This is a genomic window from Neorhizobium sp. T25_13, from assembly GCF_002968675.1.
Lineage (GTDB): Bacteria > Pseudomonadota > Alphaproteobacteria > Rhizobiales > Rhizobiaceae > Neorhizobium > Neorhizobium tomejilense.
The window spans coordinates 225,175-244,800 of sequence record NZ_PVBI01000007.1; the positions used below are offsets into that span (position 1 = coordinate 225,175).

Here is a 19,626-nt window from a genome sequence, read left to right on the forward strand (position 1 = left end):
CCTAGCGCATTTTGCAACAACGGAAACGATTAATGCGATTTTCTGAATAAAGGAACTGCCCGCGACATGAATGACCTGATGGCCATCCCGTGTGTTCTGATGAGGGGAGGCACCTCTAAAGGGCCGTTTTTTCTCAGCAACGATCTACCCGGCGACATCGCTGCGCGCGACGAGGTCTTGCTTGCGGCGATGGGATCTGGACATCCTCTACAGATCGACGGAGTGGGCGGCTCCAACCCCGTGACGAGTAAGGTGGCCATAGTTAGCCCTTCAGATCGACCAGATGCAGATGTCGAGTATCTTTTTGCCCAAGTCAGCGTACTTGAGCGCCGCGTGGATACATCGCCCAACTGCGGGAACATGCTCGCGGCAGTTGGCCCTTTTGCCATTGAGGCAGGTCTTATGCGAGCCTCGTCACCTCTTACTGTCGTGAGGATTTACAACGTAAACACCAACACGCTGATCGAAGCTGAAGTGCAGACGCCCGATGGACGGGTATCGTATCAGGGAGACGCATCAATCGATGGCGTTCCGGGAAATGCAGCCCCCGTTTCCCTCACGTTTCTGGACGCGAGTAATCCGGACACAGGCAATCTCTTCCCCACCGGAGCAAAGCTTGACGAGATCGGTGGAGTATCCGTAACCTGCATCAATGCGGCAATGCCCATGGTTTTGCTGCTCGCCGCCGACGTCGGTGCCACGGGTTACGAGACAGCAGCAGAGATCAACCAGAACATGGATCTGCTTGCAAGGATCGAGTCTATACGTCTGGCGGCCGGTGAACGAATGGGGCTGGGAGATGTTGCCGATCGGGTCATCCCAAAACCGGTACTTCTCGCACAACCGCGATCAGGCGGAGATCTTTCCGTAAGGTACCTAATGCCGCATACCTGCCACCCTGCCCTGGCGAGTACGGGCGCGGTCGGAATTGCGACGGCGTCGTTACATGAAGGGACCCTCGTGTCGGGTCTCCGGGGGATCAAAAACCCTCCAGCGACCGTGAGTATTGAGCATCCTAGCGGGAAGATTGACGTGCGATTTAGCTTTCGCAACGGGATCGCCGTGGCAGGCATCCTGAGGACGGCGCGACGCCTGTTCGAAGGACGGATTCTGGTTCCTTCGGAACCGTATGCCCGGTCTCTGGTCCAAGTCGCGTAATTGTCAGAGGCGATCGTCGGCTGGGCTCCAAATGAGTTTAACTTTTAGATGCTTAGGTGCCCATTGGTTCCCTCCCTCATGAGCGCGAATCCGAACGGATTACTATTCCGACTCCTTTACAACACTGAATTTTGCTGGTTCTGAAAGTCTGATTGCTCGTATTTTTTCGCTCTGCATGTTGGGCATTACCTCGCAGCTGGTCCGTTGGAGTCTGCACAAGTGACCATCTGGAGGTCACGGCTTAGCAATCAAATGAAGGCGACAGGCACTTTGCCTTGAAGGGACGTGAACCGTCGACCAAAGGCTCCTTGTCGTGAGAAGCAATGACATACGAAGGTAGCGGCGAGCCAATCGCCCCGGCATTTCTCCTGAGAGGCACCGCGGCCGACACTCAGGCGTCAAGCACAATCACCTTCAAATCCTGAGGAACTGCTTCATACGTCAATCTCGACAATGCTTCTCCATTGGTGATGAGCACATCGACGGCGTTGAGATTCGTCACTCTATGCGGCGCGCGTTTGCCGAATTTCTCCTCGTGCGCGACGAGGATTATTTGTCGAGATTGAGGAAGGATAGCATGCACGAGTTCGACTTCGAGGGGATCGAATTCAAGCACCGCCCCATCCTCATCAATTGCGCTCGCGCCCAAAACAGCGATATCGAACTTGAAGCGATCTCGACTCCCATCAGGTACCGTTAGCACTGTCGGATCCTTGCTACGCACATACCCGCCGTAAATGTAGACTGAGGCGTCCGTCTTCATGGCGCAGCTATAAGCAACTTCCAGATTCGGAGTCGCAATAAACACCCCCGGATGCCGGGTTAAGATTTCGTGCAAAGAATCGAACGTCGTACCAAGTCCAACGAACATTGTCGAATTCGGCTGAACGAACTGCTCTAGAGCCTGAACAAGGCGCCTCTTAACCGACACCAGAAGATTTTGCCGTTCTCCTCGGCCATATTGAACGACGCCGGGTGACGCAAAGGCGCCCCCAAAACCCTTCTGCAGCAAGCCGTTGTCATTCAGTATTTTCAGGTCACGGCGAATGGTCTGCTGGGTGACGCCGAACTCCTTGGCCAGCTCACTGACGGAGGCAGATCCATTCCTCCGGACCGCCTCCAGGATCGCGGCCTGCCGGCCGGAGCGACGAGGGCTGTCGCCGCTTCCCTCAATTTCCCGGGACTCCGCTCTTGGCGAGGCCTTGCCGCTCATTTCAGTCTCACGCCAACATAGGTCCGATCATCCGTCCATTGCACGTCCGTCGTGCCCTTCGTACTCATGTACCGCCCTATCTTGAATGGATCTTCTTGCTCGACCTTCTCGAACGCCTCCTCCCAAGAGGCAATGCCAAATTCCGAGCCGGGCTCGAAATATCCGTCGGAAAACAATTCGATCGTTTCGATTTCCGAAATCGGATAACGTCGTGTTTCGATGAACTTTGCCGGCAGCTTGAAGCCGTCCAGGCCACCATAACCGAGGGCGCGGTCGGTAACGTTCTGAAAATTGCCTTGTCCGTGGGCGATACCGTGCTGAATGAGCTCCAAAATTTCCCATTCGGGTACGGATGGGAGATGGGCTCTGCATGCGCTAAGCGCGTTATGCTCTATCGCCTGCACGATTTCGGGTAGAGCTGTGCTCGAACCGGCTGGTTGATTGCGCGTGCCCTGCCACGTCATCAGGGCCGCCAAGCGATCACAGTCTTTGTTCGAAGCCCCCCTGCCTTCGAAGAACAACCATGCCTCCCGACGAAGGATCGCTGTTACATCGTCAAGCGGCTTCAGGGGCTGCAAAATTTCAGAGCCATTGATCCGGATGCCGCTGTCACCGACGGCCACGACCTGCAAATTATCACCGTCGTGCAGCGCAATCATCAGCGTGCAGCCAGCGCGGACCTTCCAGTCCGCTTCGGCAAGCGCCAACGCCTTGTTGTCCACGTAGCCGCGATAAATTGCCTTCGCCAGATATTCGATCAGCGCCTCCGGCCCTCCGTTCCCGAACGGCGACCCCGTCGCGTCCTTTTGGTCGAGCAGAAGTCGCTCAAGTGCGTGCCGTACGGTGCGCGAGGCGAAACGCCCCGACAGCATGCCTCCATATCGGGTCCCATTGCGATCCGTAACGCCGTCGATCACGGCATAACCGAGGTCAGGCATGACGACCATACTGTCTTCGTTGAGGTCGGGGTGCCCAATTTTTTTCCCGAGTGTGAAAGCCTCGATCTGCTTCATTTTCATGTATCCACGATTGATTGCCGCCGGCTGAGCGACGGGTTGATCCGCTTGCACTATGACTGACAGGGTGATGAACAGCCTCAGCAATTCCAGCCGTAACGGCCTGCCGACTCGTGTCTGCAGGCCGTGCATTTCAAACCGATTTACTGACCCGTGGCAGTTCTCCACTTCGTGAGGAGAGCTTCCTGACCACCGAGATCGGCGATCGTCCTAAGGCTGACGATCTTTAGGTCCGTGAGGTTCGGGAGGCCGGCAGGGCCGTTGACGTCGGTGCGCACGGAGCGACGACCGATTTCCTTCACCAGCGTCTCCTGCGTCGTCTTGGAGAGCGCCCAGTCGAGGAAGCGCTTGCCGCCTTCCGCATTAGGACCGCCCTTAACCAACGCCACACCGTCTGGCGACAAGACTGTTCCGTCGGTCAAATGAACGATCGAAACAGGCGCTCCGCCACTGACATACTGCAAGGCGTTGTCTTCGAGCGTCAGGCCAAGCGAGGTCTCGCCGTCGGCAACGTATCGCGATACGGCGCCGGAACTGTCAGTCAGAACGAAATTCTTGGCGATCTGGTTGTACTTGTTCCAGCCATCATCGCCGAAGATTGTCAAGACACCCTGCATCTGCTGCAGGGCGGAACCGGAATTGTCGGCGCGGGCGGATGCGATCTGCCCCTTCCATTTGCTGTCGGCGAGATCGGCCCAGCTCTTCGGTGCGTCCTTTAGTGGTGTCATGCTGGTATTGACAGCCAACACGTAGACGACGCTGGTATAGGGCGTCCAGGCCGGGCTGCCGACCAGGTTCTTGTTGATCTTGTCGAAATCCTTCGGCGCATAAGGTTCGAGGATCGGAGCAAGTTCCGTCAGCACGCTGCCGGAGATCGACCAGATGACGTCCGCTGCGGGCTTGCCGGCTTCTGCCTTGGCACGCTTGGCGACATCTCCGGAACCAAGCTTGACGACTTCCGCCTTCAGACCGGTTTCCTTCTCGAAAGCTGGGATCAGCTTATCGACGATCGCCGAAATATGCGCTGTGTAAATGACAACAGGCTTTTGCTGCGCGGTCGCAACACCGGTGAATGCGACACCGGCCGCCAACAGGGCTGCCGCGGCCAATAATGTTCGCTTACGAATATCCATTCTTTCCTCCCGTTCGTTTTTGATCATCCTCCTGATCATTTCGATACTGATACGCATTTCGGAACGTTGCAATACGAATATTTTGCGCCATTATCACTCTCAGTGGGGAGGCGCTAAAAATGGCATATCTGATGGTCGAAAAGGCCACAAAACAATTCACCCCGACGTTCAAAGCGCTGGATGAAGTGTCCGTCAGCGTCGAGAAGGGCGAGTTTTTCACCCTGCTGGGTCCGAGCGGTTGCGGAAAGACGACCTTGCTGCGCGCTATCGCGGGCTTCAGCGATCTAACCATCGGCAATATCACTCTTGCCGGCACCGATCTGCGCAAAGTTCCCCCGCACCAGCGCGACATCGGCATGGTCTTCCAGGATTATGCGGTGTTTCCGCACCTCAGCGTCTTTGACAATGTCGCGTTCGGCCTGAAGCCGCGAAAGGTCGCCGAAGCGGAGCGCAAGGCCCGTGTCGAAGAGGCGCTGGCCACCGTTCGTCTTTCGGCGCTTGCCGAGCGCATGCCGGCTGCCATGTCCGGGGGCCAGCAGCAGCGCATCGGCATTGCACGCGCGATGGTCATCAAGCCGCGGCTGTTGCTGATGGACGAGCCTCTCTCCAACCTCGATGCCAAGCTTCGCATTGAACTGCGCGAGGAAATTCGGGACATCCAGAAACAGATCGACATCGCCGCGATCTATGTCACCCATGACCAGGAAGAAGCGCTGGCGATATCCGACCGCATCTGCGTGATGAGCGGCGGCCATGTAGAACAGGTCGGCAGCCCGCAGGATATTTACGGCAATCCGCAAACGTTGTTCGTCGCCAACTTCGTTGGCACGCTGAACAAGTTCAAGAACGGTACCGAACTCAGCCGATTGCTGCAGTCTGTCAGTCTTGGCGACCTGATGGGAGAAACGTGGACGATCCGCCCTGAGCGGCTTGTGCTTGCCGATGGTGCCGGATCGCTCGGCAGCGGATTCGTCCTCAACGGCACAGTCAGAAAATACACCTATCTTGGCCGTGAAGCCCATGTTCTGGTCGAGACCGGTGTCGGCGATCTCGTTGTTCACATCTCGAACCCCGGGCGGAGTGCCGGACAACATACCGGTGAACCCGTTTCCGTGCTTGTACCGCGCGAGGCTCTCATGGGCTTCGATTCCGCCGGCAAGCGCATCGCGATCGGAGGATAGCCATGTCGCGCCTGAATTTCTGGTCCGGCGTCGCGATCTTCACCTGGATCCTGCTCGCTCTTCTCCTCCTGCTCCCAGTCGGCATCGTTCTGGTGTCGAGCCTTTACGACCCTGCCGGTGATTTCACGTTCGGCAACTATCTCACCTTCCTCACAGAGACGCGCTTTCACAGGGCGCTGCTGAACACGCTCGTCGTCGGTTTCGGCGGTCTGGCCGGAGCGCTGCTGCTCGGCTCGATTATGGCTTTCTGCGTATCACGCTTCGTGATCTTCGGCGGACGCTTCGTATCGCTGCTGGCGATCCTTGCTCTCGTCTCGCCGCCCTTTATCGGCGCCTATTCCTGGATCGTGCTCTTCGGCGCCGGTGGCCTCGTCCGTAGCGGGCTGCGCGAGATCGGCATCCAGATGCCGCCGATCTACGGCCTTGGCGGAATTCTGGTCGTTTTTTCGCTGAAGTTCTACCCTTACGTCTACCTGATGGTTTCCGGCGCGCTTTCCAACGTCAACCGATCGCTGGAGGAAGCAGCCGAAGGGCTCGGACTGACGCCATGGCAGCGCACGTTCAGGATCTCGTTCCCTATGGTGTTTCCGGCGCTGTCGGCGGGCGGGCTGCTTGCCTTCATCCATGCGATCGCCGACTTCGGCACGCCCCGCCTGCTCGGCCGCGGATATACAGTGCTCGCCACCGAAGCCTTCACCCTCTATTCAGCCGAGGTCGGCTCGAACATGTCGATGGCAACGACCATCAGCGTCGTGCTGATCGTCGTCTCCATGCTGTTCGTCTTCTTGCAGCGCTACATGTCGCGGCGCAACGTCTACCACGGCAACATGATCAACAAGCCGATCAGGATCCGGCTGAAAGGCTGGCGCAACGTGGCGGCTCATGTCGCCGTCTACCTGATCGGCCTGCTTGGCGCGCTGCCCGTCATCATCTCCATCATCTATTCCTTCCGACTGACCAATGGCCCCGTCTTCCAGCCTGGCTTCGGACTGCAGAGTTACGCCCGCATCCTGTTCAACCTCGGTGATGTCGTGCGCAATTCACTGACCTTCTCCGTGGTCGCCGTCGTCCTGATCGTGTTGGTCGGAACGATGGTCGGCGTCTATGTTGCGCGTCGCACGACGCTGAACACCTCCCTTCTCGATGCGGCTTTCATGATCCCCTATGTCATGCCCGGGATCGTCATCGGCATCGCCTATATCGCGATCTTCAACACGGGCCCGATCGTGCTCACGGGAACGGCTGCAATCATCATCCTGTCGATCTTCATCCGCCGCCTGCCCTATGCCGTACGAACCACGGCGTCGTCGCTGCGGCAGATCTCGCCGAGCATGGAAGAAGCGGCCATATCGCTCGGATACAGCCCGTTTCAGGCGTTTATCCGCATCACGGTTCCATTGATCGTTCCCGGTATCATCGCTGGCGGCATGCTGAGCTTCGTGACAGCGATCAACGAACTCTCCTCCTCGCTGGTCCTCTATGTCGGCAGTACCGTGACCATGCCTGTGCGGATCTACCTGCTGATCCTCGACGGAGATTTCGGGACTGCCGCGGCGATGGCGAGCATCCTGCTTCTCCTGAGCGGCGTGGCCGTCTATATCGCCTTCCGCTTCCTGGGCAGGAACGAACAGGCGCTCCTATAGCGGAGGCCCGCAGGATCCGATGATGCATATCAAGTGGCTTCTAACCCTCTCCGATCAAGAGCTTGAAGATGTGATGGGAGCGGTCGAGATCTGGTGTTCCAGCGAAGGCCAGGCAATTGCTAGCGATGTCGGCAGACAGGCGCTTGAACTGGCCGCCCAGCTGCGTCGCGAACGCGTGCTTTCCCAGACGCAGCTTGCACAACTTTTATCAAAGGAGATGCCGGAGAGACGGTGATCCGGCGCCTTCGCATGAAATTATGTCTGGTGGCGCAGCGGCGCTTCGCTAAAACGCCGAAAGCCTGGACGACCATTCCGGTCGGTACGTCGTGGTTACGGACTACGCCGCAGCCTTTTAGCACGCCGCCGCGCTTGTCGGGTGAGGCTCCCGAAACGATGCCGATGTCGTAGCAAAAATCCTCATGTCCCCGTAAGACGGATACGATCTATGGCTGCGAGCGGACCGTTGACGAGGTCTACTCTGACGTGCGACTTTGTACATGGGGGTAAGTCGTGATTGATATCGAGCGGTTCAACGACGTCCGGCGCAAGCGCGGTTTCATGACAGTCGAAGACACGTCGGCGCTTTCGTCCGCGGGCGTTGTGGTCCTTGATCCGTTCTCGACGCTCGTGTCGCAAGACGTCATGCTTGGTCCCGGCGTGACGCTTTGGCCCGGCGTGATCCTTCACACGGGCGACTGCGGAGCTATCGCGATCCGTTCCGATGCCCAGCTCTATCCGGGCTCACGTCTCGTTGCCGCGAAAGGACGTATCACGGTCGGTGCGAGGGCTGAGATCGGCGAGGAAGGCGGCTTCACCATCAAGGCCGAGCAGCCGGATGCCGTGATTGAAGTTGGAGAAGGCGCGAGGTTGATCGGCGGCGGCTCGCTGAAGCTTAGCAATTCCATAGGTGCCGGAGCGCAGATCCTCGGACCGATCCAGCTGCAGAACTGCGTGCTTGAGGGTGGCGGCACGCATCTCGAGCCAGACCCTGATCGGCGCGGGGCAGTTCTTAAGGGATATGGCGTTGCCCGGCACATCGTTGTGCCAGCCGGTTCTGTCATTCAAGCCTTTGGGCTTTTCTCTGAAGCCCCGGTGCGCAAGCAATCTTATTTTCATCCAAAGCCAGGGAATTGACCCGCAATGCTCCAGCATGACGCAAGCAAATTAGAGTTGGGACTCGGGCTGGTATCGATCGGACGTCGGTGGGGATTCGCAAATGTCGATCCACCCGGCGAGCGTCAGGCTAGCGATTTGCTGAGCTGCGCTGCAGAACTCGGGATCACGGTGTTCGATACAGCGCCAGCTTATGGCGCAAGCGAGACTATTCTCGGCCGCTTCCTCGCCGCGCTGCCCCCTGAGCGACGCTCGTCGCTCCGGATCATGACGAAAGCGGGAGAACACTGGAACGACTATACCGGTAGGCCTTTTGTAGACCACGGCATCGATGCTCTAAAGAGCAGCATTGACCGGAGCATTTCGTTGCTGGGCGAGATCGACGTCCTACAAATCCATAAGGCGAGCGAAGACGTTGTTACATCCCCAGCCGTCGTGGAAGCAATCGACTACGCGAAGGCAGCGGGGATCAGACGTTTCGGAGCGAGCGTCAGTTCGACGAAAGCTGCTGAACTGGCGATCTCAAGCGGCATCTACGCGTTTCTGCAGTTCCCCTTGAACATGGCTGATCAGAAATTTCTTCCGCTGCTGACATCCATCACGCAAGCGGGCATGCACCCAATCATAAACCGCCCGTTCGCCATGGGCGAACTGGTTGCGACACCACAGCCCGACCAGACCGGGAGGGCGGCATTTCGTTTCATTCACCGAGCGGTCAAGGCAGGGATCGTCCTCACCGGGACGAGCAAGCCGCAACACCTCCGCCAGAACTTCGCAGCCTTCGGTGATCCGAATAACGATTGACGGGCGCCACGAAAACGGTCCTGTCCGTCAACCTAAGGACGTCAAAAGAGGGTTCCGTACATGTTGACACGTCCTGTTGATTGGCGGCAAGCTCCTGTCAGTGATCGTTCTGCCTTGCGAGCCTGGGGGCACGCAGACGGATGGTCTTTTCGTCGCGAGCCTTTTTCTCGGCCTCAGCATTGAGGCGCGCGAATTCCGAAGTTTGCTGGAACGCCGCACGTCTTAGATCAAGGGTAGATGGATTCTTTTCGGTCGCATCGCTCATTTGCCAAAAAGCTAGGAGCAAAGACCTCTGAAGCAACAGTTGGGTACGGTAGCGGACCTGAATTCCGGCTCGTCTGGTCTGTCGGCGCTTGCAGAGCTTCAAGCCTCACCTTCGGGGTCGCGTTCCCCTCGATCGCGGACAGCCGGGCGTTCGCAGCGTCAAGGAATCGCTGTAGGAGCTCGACGCGCGCCCACCCGATAACCACCTATCGTCAACTTGAACGACCTCACTGAGCCGGAGCGGGACTACCAGAACTGCCAGTGGACGGTTGCCGATCTTTCGCCTATCGATTGCTCATGAAATCGTCGATCGATCATATGCCCCCGCGCAAACAGCGCGAGCTCGGCCGGGTCCTGGAGATCCTGCATGAGGAGTTCGAGGACGCGCTGAAGGAGGGGACGGCCGGGTTCAAGAAGCGCGGCCGGATCCTGAAGATCATCCTGTTCGGCTCCTATGCCAAGGGTGGATGGGTCGACGAGCCCTTCACCACGAAGGGCTATCGCTCAGACTTCGATCTGCTGGTCATCGTCAACGATCGCAGGCTCTGCGAGTTCGCCGACTACTGGTACAAGGCCGCCGACCGGCTGATCCGCGACAAGTCGATCGAGACGCCGGTGAGCTTCATCGTTCATTCCAGGCGCGAGGTGAACACCTACCTGAAGGAAGGGCAGTACTTCTTTGTCGATATCCGAAAGGAAGGCATCATCCTCTATGAGTTGGATGACGAGCCGCTGGCGGAGCCGCAACCGCTGTCGCCGGCGGATCGACTGAGGATCGCCAGAAGCCATTTCGAAGAGCGGCTGCTGGCGGCAAAGGAGTTTTCGGATTTAGCCGGGCACGCTATCGTCAAACAGTACGCGAAGAGAGCGGCGTTTCTTCTCCATCAATCACTCGAGCAGGCATATGCCTGCATCCTCCTCACGCTGACGAACTACGGCCCGCCCTCCCACAACATCAAGTTCCTGCGCGCGCTTGCCGAGGAACAGGATCGACGTCTGGCCGAGGCATTTCCCCGCGATCAGCACCGGGAGCGGGCCTGGTTCAACACTTTGAATGAAGCCTATGTGAAGGCGCGCTATTCGAAGCAGTACGAGATCAGCGAGGAGGCGCTCTCCTGGCTCGGAGAGCGAACCAGCCTTCTTCTCGAGCTGGTCGACCACGTATGCACGGAGCATCTTGAAATGCTTGGGCGCAATGTCGACTAGCGATTTCAATTTGTCGACGGATGGACGCCCATAACCGTCGCCTTGAAGGGAACCGAACCCGCGGCACCCACATACGGCTCAACCGTTGGAAGCACCTGTTGCGCCGTAAGGCGCTATTGTGGAACTGCAGAATCGCTGCGTCGGCCCCCGCTGAAAGCGCGTCTACGATTCGAGCGGCTCAATCCAAGCTTTTTTCAGTCCAACTGTCGGTCTCGCCCCGATGAGGGATGCTCGACTGGCTTCCCGGACGCGAGCAGGCAATGGCGGCGGCCGTTGCAGCTCGTCGCATCGCTGCATCGAGCGACAGGCCTCGATCGAGAGCCGAAGCGAGGACGCCCACAAAGCAATCGCCGGCTGCAGTTGTATCCACAGCATTAACACTGAGCGCAGGTACCCTTACCTCCTCTCCTTTGATCGAGGCTTCGGCTCCTTCTCCTCCCATGGTGCGCAAGACCCCAGTATCGAGCGCATAAGACAACGATCTCGCGCTTGATTCGCATCCGAGCCATCCGGCAAGAGCTTCGGCCTCGTCTTCATTAACGATCACAATGTCCACGAGAGAGAGAAGGTCTCGATCCAGCCGGTAGGCCGGCGCGAGGTTGAGTATCGATTTTGCAGACTGATTGGAAACTCGCCTGATCAACTCTTCGATCTGGGAGGCGTCGTTCTCCATCTGCATCAGAACGTAAGTTGCATTCCGAAGCAGCTCATCTTCAACACCATCAGATTGCGCGACAAGGTTGGCACCTGCTGCAACCGCGATCATGTTGCGGCCATTGGCGTCGATCATTATTGCGGCGGAGCCAGTGGGTTCCCTCGATCGGAGGAGGCGGCTGATATCGACCTCGCCCTCCAAATTCTGAAGGGCGATAGGGGCCATGGCGTCGTCACCGACTGCCCCCATCATAACGACCTTGGCACCATCCCGGGCAGCTGCCAATGCTTGGTTGGCACCCTTTCCTCCAGCTTCGGTTCGCGATCCCTTCGCTAGGACGGTCTGGCCCGCTTGAGGTATTTCCTTGACCAGAAAGATGAGGTCAACATTGATTGATCCAAACGTGACGATCATAGCGATCAATCCTAAGCCTGTTTCACGAAGGCGCGGAAACATTCGCCGCGCCGAATAGTGGGATCCGCTTCAATCGTGGGGTAAGCATCATCTGAACGATGCCATCAGTTCTCACCCCCCTAGTGCGCCAAGTGGCTGAAATCTATTTCTGGTTTAGAATCGATTTCTATTTTAATCAATGGTCAAAAAAGCAGCTCGGTAAACAAGCGGCCAGCGACCGCCTCTCTCCGAACTCGGGGTGCCGATGCTGAGGGCGATCTCAGCCCGCTCCTGGGCGGATGCCCAAGTACCGACCCAGAAAGACGCTGTGCGAATAGTCCTTTACCAATTGCCAGGCTCGCTGCTGCTTCCAGCCGAGCTCCGTGCCGAGAAAAAGGCCAACGACCTCGAGGTCTCGACCTACCCGATGTAATCCCCAAGGTGTTCACCGACTTCGCGCTAGACCCCTGCGGACCTGTCTCAGTATTTACCGGCGCTCGTTAATTTCTACGAGTTGAGGGACTGCGAGGAGCTGCTGGGCGTATCGTGCGCTAATTTGAGCAATCCGCAGAAGCCATGCTCTCCTCTCGTATGATGGGGAACCATGTGGAAGCCTATTCCAAAATGGAAACAAACCTTCTACGCTGCTCGAAAAGGAGATTTAAGGTTTGACCGTCGCAGCCGTATCACGATGCCTGACGCTTTTGGAAGTGCTGGCCGGAGAAGCAGGATCAGTTGAGCTATCCGACCTTGCTGGACGCCTCGACATGCCGGCCAGTGCGGTCCATCGGCTGTTGACGACGCTGATTAGCCACGGTTGGGTAATCCAAGATGCCGCGAGCCAAAACTATGCTCTTTCTCTTCGATTAAGCGCATTGGCATTCCGTAACCTTGATGCGCGGAATGTGCCTGACGTCGTCCAATCCGTTTTGAATAGGTTGGCCGCGGAAACCCAGGAATATTGCCGCCTCGCAATCCTCGAAGGTCAGGATTTGGTATGGGTGGCACGCGCACAAGGTGCAACAGCCGGCCTCCGGTATGATCCGGATATGGGACAAGAAATCGTTCTTCACGCAACGGCGAATGGAAAGGCGTGGCTTTCTACCCTACCTGAAGAACGCGCCCTGGAGATTGTCTATTCTCGCGGTTTTACCGCCAAACGAAAGCTTGGTCCCAATTCTGCTCGATCAATCGATGAACTCAGAGTCCGACTAAACGAAACTCGGAAGCGTGGCTTCGCAACCTCTGTCGAAGAGGGTGAGGCTGGTACCGCAGCAGTTGCGGTTCCCTTTCGAACGAGTTCTGACGCTGAAGCGCCGGTCGCTGGAACGATCTCCGTTGCGGGACCTCTTATGCGCATAACCGAAGATCGTTGGCCGGACCTAGTTCGGGCCCTAAAGAAAGCTGCGGAAGAACTGAGTGATATCTGGCCTCTGCGAGTTCGTCAGCGAACCATGACGCCCCTGATCGTTGCCACCGGCGCAGTGCGGTAGCTGCATCTCTAGTTACTTTGAAACATGATCACGGCCAGCTGGGTCTGCAAGGATCGCCGGCTTCTGGCAAGACCTCGTCAAGAACCATCACGGATGGCAGTTCTGCGTCTCCCGCGCGCTTCCAGGACAGCTTGTCCACTGGCAGCCCGCCAGCAACGCGCCCTGAGGGGAGCACAGGCGCGTTTTCCGTCTGCCCTGTCGGACTTCACCTTCAACTTCCTTATGTATAGCCGTCCCTCCGTTCTGCACCCCGACACCCGCCAAACTCAATTTTCTCACTAGATTTAAAAGGTGGTTTCGTTTTAGAATTCATTTCCAATAATTTGTAGAGAGGGTTTGTGATGAGCGTAACGCGATGGGAGGACGACGCCACTCTGTGGCACGGTCCGGATTACGGCTCGGAGGCTTTGAAATACCACCCCGACGTCAACTCGGCGGCTGTTGCAGGTCGGATCATTACCTGCGTCGAGATCGTTGATTGGAGCGGCACAGGCACGAAGGACATGCTGATTTCTGCATGGGACGCCTGCTATGACGGTCGCGTCTTCCTGCGCCGCCAGATCGGCACCAGCCCCGACGGCACACCTATTCTGGGTGAAGAAGAGCTGATCGAAGGCGTCCGCGGCTACGTGACGGCCGTCAAGGACGGAGATGTTTTCCATCTTGTCTCAGCGTCGCGGCTGCGCAAGCAGATTTACGTGTTTCCTAACGTTGGAAAACGAGGCGCGCCTGAATTCGGCGACCCCGTCCGTCTTGACCTCGACGCCGACTGGGTCAAGGGCAACGAATATTTCCATATGGCTCGGTTCCACGACATCGACGGCGACGGGGTCCCGGAACTGATCGTCGGTAGCGACTACTGGAACGATTATTGGCCAAACGGTCTGGAATGGAACGACCAAGGTTATCGCGGTTATGACGACGCCGGCCGTTGGCTCGGCGGTCCGCTGCGTGGCTTCCTCTACGCATTCAAAAACAAAGGTACGCTCGCAGCTCCCGTGCTGGAAAAAGGTCATGCCCTCATCGCCGGCGAAACGCCACTTGAGGTGTATGGGCAGCTGGCGCCTGCATTCGGCAAGTTCGGGACCAGGCAGCAACACGTCATCGCAGGCGAGTTCTGGAACATCCTGCATATCGCCCGACGGCGCGAAAACGGTACCTTCGAGCCAACCAGCCTTATCCGCGGCGTCGACGACAAGGTTCTGGAACTCGAACAGTGCATCCATCTCCCCTGCGTCATCGATTGGGATGGCGACGGTCGCGAGGATATCATTTACGGCGCCGAGGATGGCTATATCAGCTTCCTAAAGAACGTCGGAGATGGCGAAGACGGACTTCCACGCTTCGAGCAGCGCGGCCGCATCGAGACCACGAAGCCATTGATTCACGCGGGTATCCTGCCCAGTCCCGCAGCCTATGACTTCAGCGGTGACGGCCACTACGATCTTGTCGTCGGCAACAGCACCGGCGAATTGCTCTTCTACCAGAGCCGAAAAAAAGACGGGATCATTTATCTCGACAAGGAAGTCATGCTGAAGGGTGGCGACACGCCGATCCGGCTTGCAGCCGGATTGACGGGCTCTATCCAAGGACCATCGGAAAAGATGTTCGGCTATTCCTGCCCGACCCTTGCCGATTGGACCGGCAATGGCAGCAGGGACATTTTGGTCAGCGACGTCACGGGCCGTCACCGGCTATTCCGCAACACCGGCGAAAAGGTTCTGCCGCCACGTTTCGGCGAGGAAGAGTTCCTAACCTTCAAGGGTAAGCCGTTGAAGACGGTCTGGCGGGTTCGGCCGGCAGTCGTCGACTGGTTCAAGGACAACGACCTCCATTATGTCGCACTGGATGAGGATGGCGTCCTCAGTGACTGGAGGAAGGGGTCAGATACAGAACTCGTCGACAAACGTTTTCTGCGTTGGGAAGACGGCGAAGCCATGCGCTTTACGGTCGATGTCGGCGGCGGTCGCGGACGTGTAAAGCTGTGCTTCTGCGATTGGGAAGGCACAGGTCGCACGGACCTTATCTTTGGCACCCATGCCCGCGCCTGTGTGCCACCGGATCCTGAGACCGGCGCCCCACGTAATACAACGAAGCAGGCTGGCCTGTTCTACTCCCGCAATGTCGGAACACCGGAAGAGCCGCGTTTTGCGCTGCCAATCCCCATCAAACACCGCAACGAGACCATTCAGATGGCGATGCACGTCGCCTCCCCGGAAGTCGTCGATTGGGCCGGCCGCGGAAATCTGGATATCGTTGTCGGGATCGAGGACGGCAGCATCGTCTGGCTCAAACGCGAGGAATTGTGGTGGTAAGTGGCGTCAGCATTCGAGGTACAACCAGGTTGATTGGCATTATCGGCGACCCGATCGCTCAAGCCAAGTCGCCAGCTGCGGTCAATCCGCTCTTTGCGGCACGCGGAGCAGATATCGTATCTGTCCCGCTCCATGTACCTGCAAAGGACCTGACCACGATCTGGGCCGGTCTGAGGGCGATGCCGAACCTCGTGGGGTTCGGCATCACCCTACCTCACAAACAAACGGCGATCGAGCTTTGCGACAGTCTCGATCCAGTGGCTGCCCGGGTCGGCGCCGTCAATTTCGTCCGGCGCGAGCGCGACGGCAGCTTTCGAGGCTACCAGTTCGATGGCAAAGGCTTTGTACGTGGCCTTCAATCGAAGGGGATCGCGATTGTGGGTCGCGACGCGCTCATTGCCGGAGCTGGTGGTGCTTCGGTCGCTATAGCGTTTGCGCTCGTCGAGGCCGGTGCCAACAGCATTACGGTGTCAAATCGAACGTTCGACAAAGCCGAAGCGCTGGCGGAAACGGTGAATGCCGACTTTGGAAAAAGGGTTGCCAAGGCAGGCAAAGCCGAGCCGCAACCAGGCCAGCTCGTCATCAATGCCACGTCACTCGGCCTTCAGGACACTGACGCTCTTCCGCTCAATCCAGATCTCCTGCAGCCTGGGATGACATTTGCCGAAGTCATCGCCCAGCCAGAGACCACCAGACTTCTCGCACTGGCCGCAGCAAAGGGTGTCGAAACCCATTCCGGCATGCACATGATCACCGGACAGGCCGACCTCACCGTCGACCATATCTGTGAGCTTTGGGCTTAGCTGCTTTCCAATTCAGAAAAATCACTCAATTTTCTTGAAGCCCAGGGGCATCGGACTCCTTCCAAACGCGCTTTGCGACGAGATGCGATTGGCTAGGATTCCCTTGATGTTGCAGTTTCAGACCTTTCTCCGGCCACCGAAGTCGGCCCACCTGACCTGTCAGAGACAGAGTGACGACTGCATCTTGCAAGTCTTGCCCGACAAATCCGAGATTTGTCGGATAGATGTCCGGCATCCACACTTGATCGAGCAATTCACCTCGTGGCGAAACCACCGTTATGCACCCGGTCACCAAGGTCGGGACGCAGATGTTACCGGAAGCTGTGACCTTCAGGCTGTCGAACCGCTGGAACCCGCCAAGCCCGATGATGAGCTCACCGCCGCTCTGGCTCGGAAACGGCCTTTTCCGGATGACCCCCGCCTCAACGATGGCGTAGCTCCACAGTCGCGCTGTTTCCATATCGGCGACGTAAAGTGTTTTAAGATCGGGTGATAGCCCAATTCCATTCGGCGCGAGAAGTGGAAACACCACCCTTTTTATCGAACTGCCATCGGCTTTTCCGTAATAGACCGCCCCATGATCGCGCTGGAACTCTCGAACCCTGCCCGTGTCAGTGAAATAAAAGCCGCCCTGATCATCGAAAACGATATCGTTCGGGCCGCTAAGTTTTCGGCCGTCGCACTGATCATACAAGGTCGTGACCTCGCCCGTCGCCACGTCGACTTTCTGGATCAAGCCGCCGCTGTAGTCCGGTGCCAGGCCGACGGGACGTAACCAATCGCCCTCCTGCGCCCAGGAAAACCCTCCATTGTTGCAAACGTAGAGTGCTTCATCCGGCCCTAAAGCCATCCCGTTGGGACCGCCACCGGTCACCGCCAGTACGTCCTGTCGTCTGCCTTCCCTGATCCTCAAGATCCTGCCGCGGCCAATCTCAACGACGGCAATCGAACCATCAGGGAGTTCTACGGGGCCTTCCGGGAAGTGAAGCCCAGCGGCAATGATCTCGATGGCGGGTTTCGTCATGCAATCGGCCAATGGTGGAAGACGATGTCCGCGAAAGAATCTCAGGCGAACGGATGGGAATCAACAAAACCGGGGTGCGGCGCCAGGCCGTTGTCGCAATAGAGTATGGCACGGCTGACCTTGCAGCACGAGATGAGAGCTTACTCGCGCCACCCGACAACTGTTAAGTGGCGAACTAGATATCAGGATCGACCTTTTCAGGAGCGCCCCCGTTTGCCGCCGAGCGGTACCCGGCTTCGATGACGGCCAGTGCGCGTTCCGCTTCGAGCAGGCCTGCAACGGGAGGCCGGCCGTTTGCGAGATCCTCCCAGCTGCGGCGAAGGAAAACCGGGTAATACTCGTCCGTATTGTATTCGATTGTCGTCGAGCTAGCCTTCTCGTTTTCACGCGACTTTGCATAGAACTGGTCAGCGTAACCGCGAATGTAGGATTGACGATGCGAGATCGAGAACGCGAAATCTCGCTGATCGTCGGCTGTGGAGGGATACAAATAGCCAGTTTCGATGACGCCGATCTGTCCTGAACCATTGCGGCAGGTGAACACAGCCTGTTCGTCGACAGTCACATCGGGTCGGTAAATCTGGACCTGGCCTGAGACATGAGTGATCGGGGATTGCGTCAGGTTTGCAATCATGTCGATGAAGTGAACGCCAACGTTCAGCATCGAACCACCTCCAGCAAGCGCCTTGTCAAGCATCCAACCGCATCCGTTTCGCTCATAACGAGCCACCGACCCTACGATAAACCTGAAGGAGAGATGCTGAAATCCTTCCGGCGTGAACCCTGCAGCTGGCGAAAGACGATCACCCAGGTCGCTCACCCGCATAATGAGAGGCACACTTACAAAGACGCCGTGTTTCTTAGAGAGTATGCGAATACGACGAACTTCCTCGAGATTAAGTCCGCATGGCTTCTCGATGAGAAAGGGCTTGCCTTTGGCGATCAGCCGCTCGGCGAGTTCAGCCATGTCGGAATGACGGCTAAATACGAGCGCGAAGTCGAAGTCCTGCCTCATGAGTTCATCGTTCGAACCATAGAGCTTGCAGTTGAGCAGATCGGAAAAACGAGCCCCGGCAAATGACGTGCTGTCGGATATGCCGATTACCTCGATACCCGGATCCTTGAGTGCAGGGATGTAAAGCGGAAAATGCCAGTGGCTGACGTCGAATACTGCGATCTTCATCTCGACTCCGTTCATTGCGGGTTTATCAAGGCGAGAAGCCATGCTTAAACGAATCCAGGACAGCGACCCGATGGCAACCGACGACCCCACGGACTAGCGTCTAACGGCCCTTCGGGCGGCTTCTTGTGAAACGCCTCTCGCAATGCTATTGGAATAGCGTTCCGATAAACCGAATATCGTGGTATCATGCGACTTGTCAAATCCCTCCTAGACCGTTGTTTTGACCTCATCACCCTGCTGAGTGAGAACGCCACTGGACTGTCATTAGGCGAGATCAGTCGCCGGTTGGACGTCCCGAAGAGCGCAGCGCATCGCCTCCTCAACAGTCTGTGCGACTTAGGCTGGGCCGAACAGGATCCCGAGAACGGGTTCTATAGACTGACGCTGCGCCTTGCCGTGATGGGCCAGCGCCTGCTGGCCGGGACAAGAATCCCCGACATCTGCCAGCCGATATTGGACCGGTTAGCGAGCAATACAAAGGGGCTCGGCAGGATTGCGATCCTTGATCGTGATGGTTTGACGTGGATATCCCATTCACAAGGCATGCGGTCCGGCCTGATCTACCAGCCAGAGTTGGTCGCGAAAGTCCCATTGCACACGACCGCCAACGGAAAAGCGTGGTTAGCGACCTTGGATCGGGAGGAGGCGTTGGCAAGGGCGGTAGCAAGTGGACTGGGACGAACAGATCTGGGTGGGCCGCGGGTTATTACCTCGAAGCAGACGTTTTCCGCTGCCTTGGATGAAACCGAGGAACGCGGATGGGCCACCGCGATAGAGGAAGCTGAACCCGGCGTCGCCGCTGTCGCCGCTGTCATTCGCGTTGGAGGTCAGGTTGTTGGAACGGTGAGCATCGCCGGAGCCATCCACCACTTTTCTGCGCTCGTACTCCCGCAGTTAGCGGAACAGGTTAAGGCCACTGCCGAGGAACTTTCCCAACTTTGGCCTTATCGCATTGCCTCACTTACCCCCCAGACCAATACTTCGAGAAGTTCGCAAGTTATTGGGAATATTATTTAAATGACTTTTTAA

General features: G+C 57.5%; 17 protein-coding genes. 11 read left to right on the plus strand and 6 right to left on the minus strand.

The window, feature by feature from the left end:
- The first annotated feature begins 66 nt into the window (after positions 1 to 66).
- Positions 67 to 1,158, plus strand: coding sequence for a 4-oxalomesaconate tautomerase (locus C5J22_RS18345; protein WP_105439365.1), 1,092 nt, complete (start codon positions 67 to 69; stop codon positions 1,156 to 1,158).
- A gap of 391 nt (positions 1,159 to 1,549) precedes the next feature.
- Here C5J22_RS18345 and C5J22_RS18350 read toward each other — a convergent pair whose 3' ends face one another.
- The 3 genes from C5J22_RS18350 to C5J22_RS18360 form a co-directional block, all read right to left on the minus strand.
- Positions 1,550 to 2,371: a DeoR/GlpR family DNA-binding transcription regulator gene (locus C5J22_RS18350; RefSeq protein WP_105404646.1), complete on the minus strand. Its 822-nt coding sequence runs from the start codon at positions 2,369 to 2,371 to the stop codon at positions 1,550 to 1,552.
- Positions 2,368 to 3,384, minus strand: a complete 1,017-nt coding sequence (locus C5J22_RS18355; RefSeq protein WP_172746689.1) for a protein phosphatase 2C domain-containing protein — start codon at positions 3,382 to 3,384, stop codon at positions 2,368 to 2,370. Before C5J22_RS18355 ends, C5J22_RS18350 begins: the two co-directional genes overlap by 4 nt.
- A 146-nt stretch (positions 3,385 to 3,530) precedes the next feature.
- On the minus strand, positions 3,531 to 4,520 hold the full coding sequence (locus tag C5J22_RS18360) for an extracellular solute-binding protein (protein ID WP_172746690.1): 990 nt from the start codon (positions 4,518 to 4,520) through the stop codon (positions 3,531 to 3,533).
- A gap of 119 nt (positions 4,521 to 4,639) precedes the next feature.
- On the opposite strand from C5J22_RS18360, the gene C5J22_RS18365 reads away from it, so the two are divergent.
- From C5J22_RS18365 to C5J22_RS18395, 6 genes are all read left to right on the plus strand, one after another.
- Positions 4,640 to 5,701, plus strand: coding sequence for an ABC transporter ATP-binding protein (locus C5J22_RS18365; RefSeq protein WP_105439368.1), 1,062 nt, complete (start codon positions 4,640 to 4,642; stop codon positions 5,699 to 5,701).
- A gap of 2 nt (positions 5,702 to 5,703) precedes the next feature.
- Complete coding sequence (locus tag C5J22_RS18370; protein WP_105439369.1) at positions 5,704 to 7,344, plus strand: iron ABC transporter permease; 1,641 nt, start codon at positions 5,704 to 5,706, stop codon at positions 7,342 to 7,344.
- A 19-nt stretch (positions 7,345 to 7,363) separates the two neighbouring features.
- Positions 7,364 to 7,579, plus strand: coding sequence for a hypothetical protein (locus C5J22_RS18375; RefSeq protein ID WP_105439370.1), 216 nt, complete (start codon positions 7,364 to 7,366; stop codon positions 7,577 to 7,579).
- Positions 7,580 to 7,854: 275 nt separating this feature from the next.
- Entirely contained in the window at positions 7,855 to 8,478 is a 624-nt protein-coding gene (locus C5J22_RS18380) for a hypothetical protein (protein ID WP_245440457.1), read from the plus strand.
- Between the two features lie 6 nt (positions 8,479 to 8,484).
- Positions 8,485 to 9,261 (plus strand): aldo/keto reductase, encoded by a 777-nt coding sequence (locus C5J22_RS18385; protein WP_105439371.1) that lies wholly within the window; start codon positions 8,485 to 8,487, stop codon positions 9,259 to 9,261.
- 561 nt (positions 9,262 to 9,822) lie between these two features.
- Complete coding sequence (locus tag C5J22_RS18395; RefSeq protein ID WP_105439373.1) at positions 9,823 to 10,731, plus strand: nucleotidyltransferase and HEPN domain-containing protein; 909 nt, start codon at positions 9,823 to 9,825, stop codon at positions 10,729 to 10,731.
- A 178-nt stretch (positions 10,732 to 10,909) separates the two neighbouring features.
- Here the strand turns inward: C5J22_RS18395 and C5J22_RS18400 are convergent, their stop codons facing one another.
- Complete coding sequence (locus tag C5J22_RS18400; protein ID WP_105439374.1) at positions 10,910 to 11,800, minus strand: ribokinase; 891 nt, start codon at positions 11,798 to 11,800, stop codon at positions 10,910 to 10,912.
- A gap of 647 nt (positions 11,801 to 12,447) precedes the next feature.
- On the opposite strand from C5J22_RS18400, the gene C5J22_RS18405 reads away from it, so the two are divergent.
- From C5J22_RS18405 to C5J22_RS18415, 3 genes are all read left to right on the plus strand, one after another.
- Positions 12,448 to 13,272: an IclR family transcriptional regulator gene (locus tag C5J22_RS18405; protein ID WP_105439375.1), complete on the plus strand. Its 825-nt coding sequence runs from the start codon at positions 12,448 to 12,450 to the stop codon at positions 13,270 to 13,272.
- A 341-nt stretch (positions 13,273 to 13,613) separates the two neighbouring features.
- The gene (locus tag C5J22_RS18410) at positions 13,614 to 15,587 is read left to right on the plus strand and encodes a VCBS repeat-containing protein (RefSeq protein ID WP_105439376.1); all 1,974 of its coding nucleotides are present in this window, start codon (positions 13,614 to 13,616) and stop codon (positions 15,585 to 15,587) included.
- Between the two features lie 29 nt (positions 15,588 to 15,616).
- On the plus strand, positions 15,617 to 16,390 hold the full coding sequence (locus C5J22_RS18415) for a shikimate dehydrogenase (protein ID WP_245440458.1): 774 nt from the start codon (positions 15,617 to 15,619) through the stop codon (positions 16,388 to 16,390).
- Between the two features lie 25 nt (positions 16,391 to 16,415).
- Here C5J22_RS18415 and C5J22_RS18420 read toward each other — a convergent pair whose 3' ends face one another.
- Both C5J22_RS18420 and C5J22_RS18425 read right to left on the minus strand, forming a co-directional pair.
- Entirely contained in the window at positions 16,416 to 17,414 is a 999-nt protein-coding gene (locus C5J22_RS18420; RefSeq protein ID WP_105439506.1) for an SMP-30/gluconolactonase/LRE family protein, read from the minus strand.
- Between the two features lie 175 nt (positions 17,415 to 17,589).
- Complete coding sequence (locus tag C5J22_RS18425; RefSeq protein ID WP_172746691.1) at positions 17,590 to 18,597, minus strand: Gfo/Idh/MocA family protein; 1,008 nt, start codon at positions 18,595 to 18,597, stop codon at positions 17,590 to 17,592.
- A gap of 186 nt (positions 18,598 to 18,783) precedes the next feature.
- Between C5J22_RS18425 and C5J22_RS18430 the strand changes: the two genes are divergently transcribed.
- Complete coding sequence (locus C5J22_RS18430; protein WP_105439379.1) at positions 18,784 to 19,614, plus strand: IclR family transcriptional regulator; 831 nt, start codon at positions 18,784 to 18,786, stop codon at positions 19,612 to 19,614.
- The last annotated feature ends 12 nt before the right edge of the window (positions 19,615 to 19,626 follow it).